Origin of the sequence: Pseudomonas sp. NPDC087336, assembly GCF_044744285.1 — a bacterium.
In the GTDB taxonomy this organism is placed as follows: Bacteria; Pseudomonadota; Gammaproteobacteria; order Pseudomonadales; family Pseudomonadaceae; genus Aquipseudomonas.
In genome coordinates, this window is the sequence record NZ_JBIUYA010000033.1 from 58,622 (window position 1) to 66,836 (window position 8,215).

General features: G+C 59.2%; 8 protein-coding genes. All 8 read right to left on the reverse strand.

The annotated features are described in order from the left end of the window. Window positions 1-418: 418 nt before the first annotated feature. Window positions 419-1,165: a helix-turn-helix transcriptional regulator gene (locus ACIO0C_RS25995; RefSeq protein WP_401316430.1), complete on the reverse strand. Its 747-nt coding sequence runs from the start codon at window positions 1,163-1,165 to the stop codon at window positions 419-421. A 229-nt stretch (window positions 1,166-1,394) separates the two neighbouring features. Then, on the reverse strand, window positions 1,395-1,922 hold the full coding sequence (ppa, locus tag ACIO0C_RS26000; protein WP_204933516.1) for an inorganic diphosphatase: 528 nt from the start codon (window positions 1,920-1,922) through the stop codon (window positions 1,395-1,397). Between the two features lie 113 nt (window positions 1,923-2,035). After that, window positions 2,036-2,848: a zinc-dependent peptidase gene (locus ACIO0C_RS26005; RefSeq protein ID WP_401316433.1), complete on the reverse strand. Its 813-nt coding sequence runs from the start codon at window positions 2,846-2,848 to the stop codon at window positions 2,036-2,038. Window positions 2,849-2,851: 3 nt separating this feature from the next. Then, entirely contained in the window at window positions 2,852-3,508 is a 657-nt protein-coding gene (locus ACIO0C_RS26010) for a DedA family protein (RefSeq protein WP_180204455.1), read from the reverse strand. 212 nt (window positions 3,509-3,720) lie between these two features. Further along, a complete protein-coding gene (locus tag ACIO0C_RS26015) occupies window positions 3,721-4,182 on the reverse strand; it encodes a GNAT family N-acetyltransferase (RefSeq protein ID WP_401316436.1) in 462 nt (153 codons plus the stop codon). Between the two features lie 116 nt (window positions 4,183-4,298). After that, on the reverse strand, window positions 4,299-5,135 hold the full coding sequence (gene eutC / locus ACIO0C_RS26020) for an ethanolamine ammonia-lyase subunit EutC (RefSeq protein WP_401316438.1): 837 nt from the start codon (window positions 5,133-5,135) through the stop codon (window positions 4,299-4,301). Next, the gene (locus ACIO0C_RS26025; RefSeq protein WP_401316441.1) at window positions 5,132-6,526 is read right to left on the reverse strand and encodes an ethanolamine ammonia-lyase subunit EutB; all 1,395 of its coding nucleotides are present in this window, start codon (window positions 6,524-6,526) and stop codon (window positions 5,132-5,134) included. Before ACIO0C_RS26025 ends, eutC begins: the two co-directional genes overlap by 4 nt. A gap of 96 nt (window positions 6,527-6,622) precedes the next feature. Beyond that, window positions 6,623-7,993 carry an ethanolamine permease gene (eat, locus tag ACIO0C_RS26030; RefSeq protein WP_401316444.1) on the reverse strand — a complete coding sequence of 457 codons (1,371 nt, stop codon included), beginning with the start codon at window positions 7,991-7,993 and terminating at the stop codon, window positions 6,623-6,625. Window positions 7,994-8,215 lie beyond the last annotated feature (222 nt).

The following is an 8,215-nucleotide window of genomic DNA, read 5'->3' on the forward strand; positions in this document are numbered from 1 at the left end:
CAGCATGCAGACATCAGAAATGCATCTTGCATTTTCGGACAGCCAGCGAGAGGTATAGCTCGGATTTTCGGGTAGTGCATACGAGGGGGTGAGATCACGCCAGGCGACCCGGGACGGCTTCCATTCAAAAGCTCGGGGGGCGTTACTTCTTCAGACGAGTCGGCTTTCTGGCGGGTATTAAAAAGCCGGCTTGTGGCCGGCTTCTCGGGGACTGGCTTGGTTCATTTTTGGTAAACCGCGCCAGCCTTCAAAACGTACACCCGGATCTTGCGTCCGGCTGTGGGACTCGGCGAGAAAGTCATCTGCCTTGTCGGTGCGATCAGGGCCGCTTGGCGGGTCGATGCGCAAATGTGGGGCGCAGCATACTGATTTTTTTGCAGAATTCCCAGCTTGGTGTGTGAGTTGGCGTGTCCGGGTGTTACAGGAACGGTAGCGGTGGCCGTCGTTTGTTCAGGGTTGACCACCAGAACACCCAGCCCAGTACCCTGATGTTCTGTTCTTCGATTTGCGCGGGCCTGAAGATTTCATCCGGGTAATCCGTGCGGTTATGGCTGCGCAAGCGCAGGGAGTTGCCCGGCAGTCGGTGCAGGTATTTGATGCGCAGCATGCCGTCATGTTCGATCGCGTAGATCTCGCCATCGACGATCTGGGTCAGCCCGCGATCGATTGCCAGGGTGGAGCCGTCATCGATTTTCTCGGCCATGCTGTTGCCGATCATGGCGGCTGCGATGGCGTCGGTGTGATTGATTTCCAGGGAATCTAGGTGGCTGCGGGGCAGGCGCAGGCATTGTTCACGGTCTTCGATGACGTGGGTCTTGTTGGAGCCGGGGGCGGTGATTACTTCCTTGTAGAAGGGCAAGTCGATGTCGGTGGGCTCAACCACCGTGTAGACACCACGGATCGTCTGGGCGTCGAAGGTGTGGCCGGAGTCGTCGACCAGGCGCAGGTGCCGGGCGTCTTTCGAGCCTTCGCCGGTTTTTAGCCAGTCGCTGTTGACCGAGAGTTTCCTGGCGACTTCTTCCATGCAATGGGCGGGGACACCGCGGGTGTACCAGTTGTGTACATTTTGCGGAGCCGTATCCAGGAATTCGGCGAATCCTGTCGTCGTGATGTTCGCTGCTTCAAGGAGCGCTTTAAACCGCGGGCCGCTAGTGTTCTTTTTCATGAGCGGGAGTCTACTGGCGGCGGTCAGGGGGTTGAATAAACGGCCTGTTCAAATTTCGAGGGAAATTTACGACTGGATGTGAGACGTGTTGGGTAAAAAATAAACATGAAAACCTGGGAATGCAGCGTGTTAAACGAACTGTTTAAATCGGTTTTACAGGCGCCCATAAAAAACCCCGGATCTCCCGGGGTTCTTCATGAAGCTGGTGGCTCAAAGCCTGCAGCTGCTCTTAACCTTTATAGGCAGCAACCGACTTGGTGATCGCTTCGCGGGCGGCGTCTGCGCCGTCCCAGCCTTCGATCTTGACCCATTTGCCTTTTTCGAGATCTTTGTAGTTCGCGAAGAAGTGCTCGATCTGCTGGATCAGCAGTGCTGGCAAGTCGGTGTACTCCTTCACGTCGACGTACAGCTGGGACAGCTTGTCGTGTGGAACCGCGATCACTTTGGCATCGCCGCCGCCATCGTCGGTCATGTTCAGGATGCCGACCGGACGAGCGCGGATCACCGAACCTGGAGCAACCGGGTAAGGAGTCACGACCAGCACGTCGAGGGGATCACCGTCGTCTGCCAGGGTGTTCGGGATGTAACCGTAGTTGGCCGGGTAGAACATCGGGGTGGCCATGAAACGGTCAACGAACAGGCAATCGCTGTCTTTGTCGATTTCGTACTTGATCGGCGCGTGGTTGGCCGGAATCTCGATCGCGACGTAGATGTCGTTCGGCAGGTCTTTGCCAGCCGGAATCTTGCTGTAGCTCATTGGGCGTTGCCCCCGTTAGTTGACCAGAAACACTTGGCCGGATTGACCAAAAAGTGGCGGCGATTATAGGCATATTCCTACGGCGACGCCACGTACCAGAAGTCGTGTAGACCTTAGTCGTGTGCCTGATAGACCGGGTTCTCGGCCAGAAGTTGCCGCAGCCTTACGAGTGGGTCCTGGCGATAGAAAAGCTTGAGTTGCCCGTAGACCTGTGGATAAGCCTCGTGCAGCAAATCCGGGGCACTGAAGAAGTATTCACTGGTGACGGCGAAGAACTCGGCCGGGTTTTCCGCGGCATACGGATCGATGGTGGTCTCGGCGTCCGGGTTGCGGTCCAGTTGGCGGTCGAGGTCGTCGTAGGCTTGCTGCATGACCCTGGCCCAGTCGCTGACCCGCATGTCCGCGTGCAGCGGGGGCAGGCCGTTGGCGTCGCCGTTGAGCATGTCGAGCTTGTGCGCCAGTTCGTGGATCACCAGGTTGTAGCCTTCCCAGCCGCCGCTGGCCATGACACCGGGCCAGGCCAGGATGATCGGCCCTTGCTGCCAGGCTTCGCCGCTGTGCTCGCCGTCCCATTCGTGCTCGACCCCACTGGCGTCACGATGACGCTGTGGGCTGAGGAAGTCGTCGGGATAGAGAATGATTTCGTGAAAACCCTGATACCAGTTCAGGTCACCCAGATGCAGCAACGGCAGTTGCGCCTGGGCGGCGAGCAGCAGGCGTTGTTCCTGATGCAGTTCGACACCGGGCAGGGCGGTCAGGTGCTTGTCTTGCAGAAACAGTACGCAGGCTTCGCGCAGCCACTGGTCTTCGGCGGCACTGATGCCATCCAGGAAGCTCAGGTGATGGCGCACCCGCTGCCACATGTCGTCGGCTATCGGGTGCTTGGCCAGGATGCGCCGGCGTCGCCAGGCGCTAAGGGACCACATCGTTCAGCGCGAGGCGGTTTTGGAGTTCGAACTGCCAAAACGGCTGCGCACAACGCCAATGATCATTGGCACCAGCGAAAGCAGAATGATGCCGACCACCAGCAGCGACAGGTTCGATTTGATGAAGGGTACGTTGCCGAAGAAATAGCCCAGGGTGACCAGGCCACCGACCCAGAGAATCGTGCCCAGCACGCTGAAGGCGAAGAAACGCGGGTAGGGCATTTTGGCGACGCCGGCGACGAAGGGGGCAAAGGTACGGATGATCGGCAGGAAACGCGCCAGGGTCACGGTTTTGCCGCCGTGTTTGTCATAGAAATCGTGGGTTTGCTGCAGGTAGTCGCGCCGGAAGATCTTCGAGTTCGGGTTGCTGAACAATCGTTCGCCCGCCGTTCGTCCTATGATGTAGTTGGTGCTGTCACCGAGAATCGCCGCGAGCATCAGCAAACCGCCCAGCAATACCGGGTCCATGCCGCCACCGGCCGCGACGGCGCCGGCGATGAACAGCAGTGAATCGCCCGGCAGGAAGGGCATGACCACCAGGCCGGTTTCACAGAAGATCACCAGAAAAAGAATGGCGTAGATCCATGGCCCGTAGTTGGTGACCAGCAAATCGAGGTAGACATCGAGATGCAGGACGAGATCGAGCGGGTTGAAATCCATGGACGGCACCTGTGGTAACGGCCCGGTTCAGCAGGCCTGCGGATGACTTCGCGTAAGACTACAGACAGGAGGTAGTTTTTCTTACAAGCCGGAAAGAACGGAATTATACGGGGTGGAAAGTGAAAAGCGCGTAGGGTTTGTAGCAGGGAATTTCCGAGTGTATTGAGAAAAAGATCGCAGCCTTCGGCTGAAAGCTGCGATCTTTTTTGACCTTACAACTCTTCGCTGATCGGCAATACGTAGTTCTTGAACTCGGTGTCTTCCTTGAATCCGATGGATTCGTAGGTTTTCTGCGCCACTTCGTTGTTGCTGCTGGTGGACACGCGCATGCGCACGGCGTTGGTTTCCTTGGCCATTTTCTTCGCAGTGCGGATCAGGTTGTCGGCCACCAACTGGCGGCGGGCATCTTCAGCAACGTAGATGTCGTTGAGGATCCACACGCGTTTGAGCGAAAGCGAAGAAAAGCTGGGGTAAAGCTGACAGAAACCCATCAGTTTGTTGTTGCCGTCCTCGGACAGGGCCAGGTAAATCACCGATTCCTTACGACGCAGGCGTTTCTCGAGGAACGCCCGGGACGAGTCCGGATACGCCAGGGAGCCATAAAACTCGCGATATTTGACGAACAATGGGGTCAGCAGGTCCAGGTGTTCGAGGGTCGCTTGAATAATCCGCATGGTAGGTCTCGTCTTCAAGTGGCTGTCTTCACATGCTTTGGCGGCAAATGATACTCACTGGCAGCCGTGCATCGATCCTGCCTGAAAAGGATGAGAAAGTGCAATGCGGAAGCGGTTCAGGCTTGCGGCGAATCAAGTAGGAAATTTCCTTTAATGTCCGCTCTTGCGTCTGACTCCAGCGTTTGCACCTGCGCTTCGTCCTTCAGGTTGACTCCGGATAACTGTCGCCGGCATGCCTCGCGCATCAAATACAGCAAACGGTGTGCCGCCATGCCGTAAGTCAGGCCTTCGAGGCGCACATTCGAAATGCAGTTGCGATAGGCGTCGGTCAGGCCGACCTTTGGATTATAGGTGAAATATAACCCCAGGCTGTCTGGTGAGCTCAGGCCAGGGCGTTCGCCGATCAGGATCACGGTCATTTTTGCGCCCAATAGTTCGCCGATCTCGTCGGCTACGGCGACCCGGCCCTGTTCCACCAATATTACAGGTGCCATTGACCATCCGTCGGCTGAACTCTGCTCTGAAAAGCGCACCAGGAACGGCAATGTATGGCGATGCACGGCCAATGCAGACAAACCATCGGCGACCACGATTGCCAGATCGACCCCAGCAGGATTGGCGGCGGCGTATTGGCGCAGTTTTTTTGCCGACTCCACACTCAACTTGCGCCCCAGATCGGGGCGCTGCAGGTAGCTGTTGCGATCAGGCGCGGCGCTATGCAGCAACAGGCTGTCACGACCGCATTCGGCCAGTTGCTCGCTGAGGGCGGCATGATCAAACGGCAAGTGCACCGCGTCTCGCGCCTGGGCGTGGGCAAATTGAAAGTCCAGCTGGGCGCGGGTGGGCAGGCTGGTGCCGGTGCGGCCCAGGGCAATGCGTGCGGGGGTCAGGCGTCGCAGTTCCAGCCAGGGGTTGTGCGGATCAAAGGGTGGTTTTTCCATATCGACACTCATCCCAATTGCGCCAAGGCCTGGCGGAAGGCCGGCGGCAGGCTGTTACCGAAGAGGACCTTGCCGTCCGGCTGAGTGAAAATGCCCATTTTCGCCAGCCATTGTTCAAATTCCGGCGCAGGCTTGAGCCCCAGCGTTTGCCGGGCGTAAAGCGCATCGTGGAACGACGTGGTCTGGTAGTTGAGCATGATGTCATCGGAGCCGGGGATGCCCATGATGAAGTTGATCCCGGCGACCCCGAGCAGGGTCAGCAGGGTGTCCATGTCATCCTGGTCGGCCTCGGCATGGTTGGTGTAACAGATATCGCAGCCCATTGGCACGCCCAGCAGCTTGCCGCAGAAGTGGTCTTCGAGGCCGGCGCGGATGATCTGCTTGCCGTTGTAGAGGTATTCGGGGCCGATGAAGCCGACAACGGTGTTCACCAGGAATGGGTTGAAATGGCGCGCCACGGCGTAGGCCCGGGTTTCGCAGGTCTGCTGGTCGACACCGTGGTGGGCATTGGCCGACAGTGCGCTGCCCTGGCCGGTTTCGAAATACATCAGGTTGTTGCCGAGGGTGCCGCGATTGAGGCTCAAGCCGGCATCGTAACCTTCCTTGAGTACGTTCAGATTGATGCCGAAGCTGGCGTTGGCTGCCTCGGTGCCGGCAATCGACTGGAATACCAGGTCCAGGGGGACGCCGCGATTGACCGCTTCGATCGAGGTGGTGACATGGGTCAGCACACAGGCCTGGGTCGGGATTTCGTAGCGCTGGATGATCGCATCGAGCATGTCCAGCATGGCGCAGATCGAGGCGATGCTGTCGGTGGCCGGGTTGATGCCGATCATGGCATCGCCGTTACCGTGCAACAGGCCATCCAGGATGCTCGCGGCAATGCCGGCCGGTTCGTCAGTGGGGTGGTTGGGTTGCAGGCGGGTGGACAGGCGGCCGCGCAGGCCAAGGGTGCCGCGGAACTGCGTGACGACGCGGATCTTCTGCGCCACCAGCACCAGGTCCTGAACGCGCATGATCTTCGATACGGCGGCCGCCATTTCCGGGGTCAGGCCGGGGGCGAGGGCGCGTAGTACCCGTTCGTCGGCGTCGTCGCTGAGCAGCCAGTCGCGAAAACCGCCGACGGTGAGGTGGCTGACCACCGCGAAAGCCTGTTTATCGTGGGTGTCAATGATCAGGCGGGTGACTTCATCGGTCTCGTAGGGAATCAGGACTTCCTGCAGGAAGTGGCTCAGGGGGATGTCGGCCAACACCATCTGCGCAGCGACGCGCTCGCCGTCATTGAGGGCGGCGACGCCGGCCAGGTAGTCCCCGGAGCGGGCCGGGGTGGCCTTGGCCATCACTTCCTTGAGGTTTTCGAAGCGGTAGGTCTGGGCGCCGACGGAATGGGCGTATACGGCCATGGGCGGTGTCCTCCTGGTTGAATATTGAACCGTGGGGCGGGTTTTTCGACCCCAAACAGGGCAGGCGCCAGGCTGGAGGCCCGGCGCTAGTGCAACTCAAGCTCCTTCGAGCATAGCGTCCACCGGGGCTTCGGAGCGTTGCCGCGCGGTCAGTTGGAAATACAGGTAACCGGCGGCCATGAAGCCCAGGAACACCAGGCCGATCAAGGTGTTGAACCACGCCATCGCGAGCAGGCACACCACCGCCAGGAACAGCGCAATCCCCGGTACGATCGGATAGCCCGGGGCGCGGAAGGTGCGCTCGAGGTTCGGCTCGGTCTTACGCAGTTTGAACAGGCTCAGCATACTGATGATGTACATGACGATGGCACCGAATACCGACATGGTGATCATTGCCGCCGTCAGCGACATGCCTTGCAGGTTGACCAAGCCATCGCTGTAGATGGCCGCAATGCCGATCACGCCACCGGCCAGGATCGCCCGATGCGGGGTCTGGAAGCGCGAAAGCTTGGCCAGGCTGCGCGGCAGGTAACCGGCGCGGGCCAGGGCGAAGAACTGCCGGGAGTAGCCGAGAATGATCCCGTGGAAACTCGCCACCAGGCCAAACAGGCCGATCCAGACCAGCATGTGCATCCAGGTCGAATTGTTACCGACTACCGCTTTCATGGCCTGGGGCAGCGGGTCGTTGATGTTTGCCAGTTGACGCCAGTCGCCGACGCCGCCGGCCATTACCATTGTGCCGATGGCCAGGAACACCAGGGTCAGGATGCCGCTGACGTACGCCCTGGGAATCGTGCGTTTCGGGTCCTTGGCTTCCTCGGCGGCCATGGCCGCGCCTTCGATGGCGAGAAAAAACCAGATAGCGAAGGGAATGGCCGCGAAAATGCCGGGAATGGACGCGATAGTGAATTCACTGGAGCCAGACCAGCCATTGAGCACGAAATTGCTGAAACTGAACCCTGGCGCGACCACGCCCATGAACACCAGCAGTTCGGCGACGGCCAGCACGGTCACCACCAGTTCGAAGGTGGCGGCGATGCTGACGCCGAGAATATTCAGGGTCATGAACACGAAGTAGGCGCCAACGGCGGCGATTTTCGGGTCCAGTTCCGGGTATTGCACGTTGAGATAGGCGCCGATGGCCATGGCGATGGCCGGCGGTGCGAAAACGAATTCGATCAGGGTGGCGATGCCGGCGATCAAGCCGCCTTTCTCTCCGAAGGCCCGCCGACTGTAGGCAAATGGACCGCCGGCATGGGGAATGGCCGTGGTCAATTCGGTGAAACTGAAGATGAAGCAGGTGTACATCGTCGCCACCATCAATGCGGTGACGAGGAACCCCAGGGTCCCGGCGGTGCCCCAGCCGTAACTCCAGCCGAAGTATTCACCGGAAATCACCAGGCCAACGGCAATGCCCCATAGGTGCAGGGTGCCGAGTGTGGGTTTGAGCTGTGTGGAAGAAGTCATAAGTCCTCGCTGTCTTTTTTGATCTTGTTGGACTTTCGGGTGCTGTATTTACTGTAGAACGCGTACGCAAAGCCCGTGCCAGAGCGGCAAGGCAATGATTTTCGGTGTGTTTGAGGACGCCTTCGCCGGCAAGCCAGCTCCTACAGGTACTGCGTGATCCTTGTAGGAGCTGGCTTGCCAGCGAATGCCGTTACGCGGTATCGCGCCGGATTAGAAGAAACC

What these genes read in the sequence shown, in the direction of transcription:
- ACIO0C_RS26010 (WP_180204455.1), bottom strand. Translation starts at nt 3,508, where the DNA reads ATGGATTTCAACCCGCTCGATCTCGTCCTGCATCTCGATGTCTACCTC.
- eutC (WP_401316438.1), bottom strand. Translation starts at nt 5,135, where the DNA reads ATGAGTGTCGATATGGAAAAACCACCCTTTGATCCGCACAACCCCTGG.
- ACIO0C_RS26005 (WP_401316433.1), bottom strand. Translation starts at nt 2,848, where the DNA reads ATGTGGTCCCTTAGCGCCTGGCGACGCCGGCGCATCCTGGCCAAGCAC.
- ACIO0C_RS26025 (WP_401316441.1), bottom strand. Translation starts at nt 6,526, where the DNA reads ATGGCCGTATACGCCCATTCCGTCGGCGCCCAGACCTACCGCTTCGAA.
- ACIO0C_RS26015 (WP_401316436.1), bottom strand. Translation starts at nt 4,182, where the DNA reads ATGCGGATTATTCAAGCGACCCTCGAACACCTGGACCTGCTGACCCCA.
- eat (WP_401316444.1), bottom strand. Translation starts at nt 7,993, where the DNA reads ATGACTTCTTCCACACAGCTCAAACCCACACTCGGCACCCTGCACCTA.
- ACIO0C_RS25995 (WP_401316430.1), bottom strand. Translation starts at nt 1,165, where the DNA reads ATGAAAAAGAACACTAGCGGCCCGCGGTTTAAAGCGCTCCTTGAAGCA.
- ppa (WP_204933516.1), bottom strand. Translation starts at nt 1,922, where the DNA reads ATGAGCTACAGCAAGATTCCGGCTGGCAAAGACCTGCCGAACGACATC.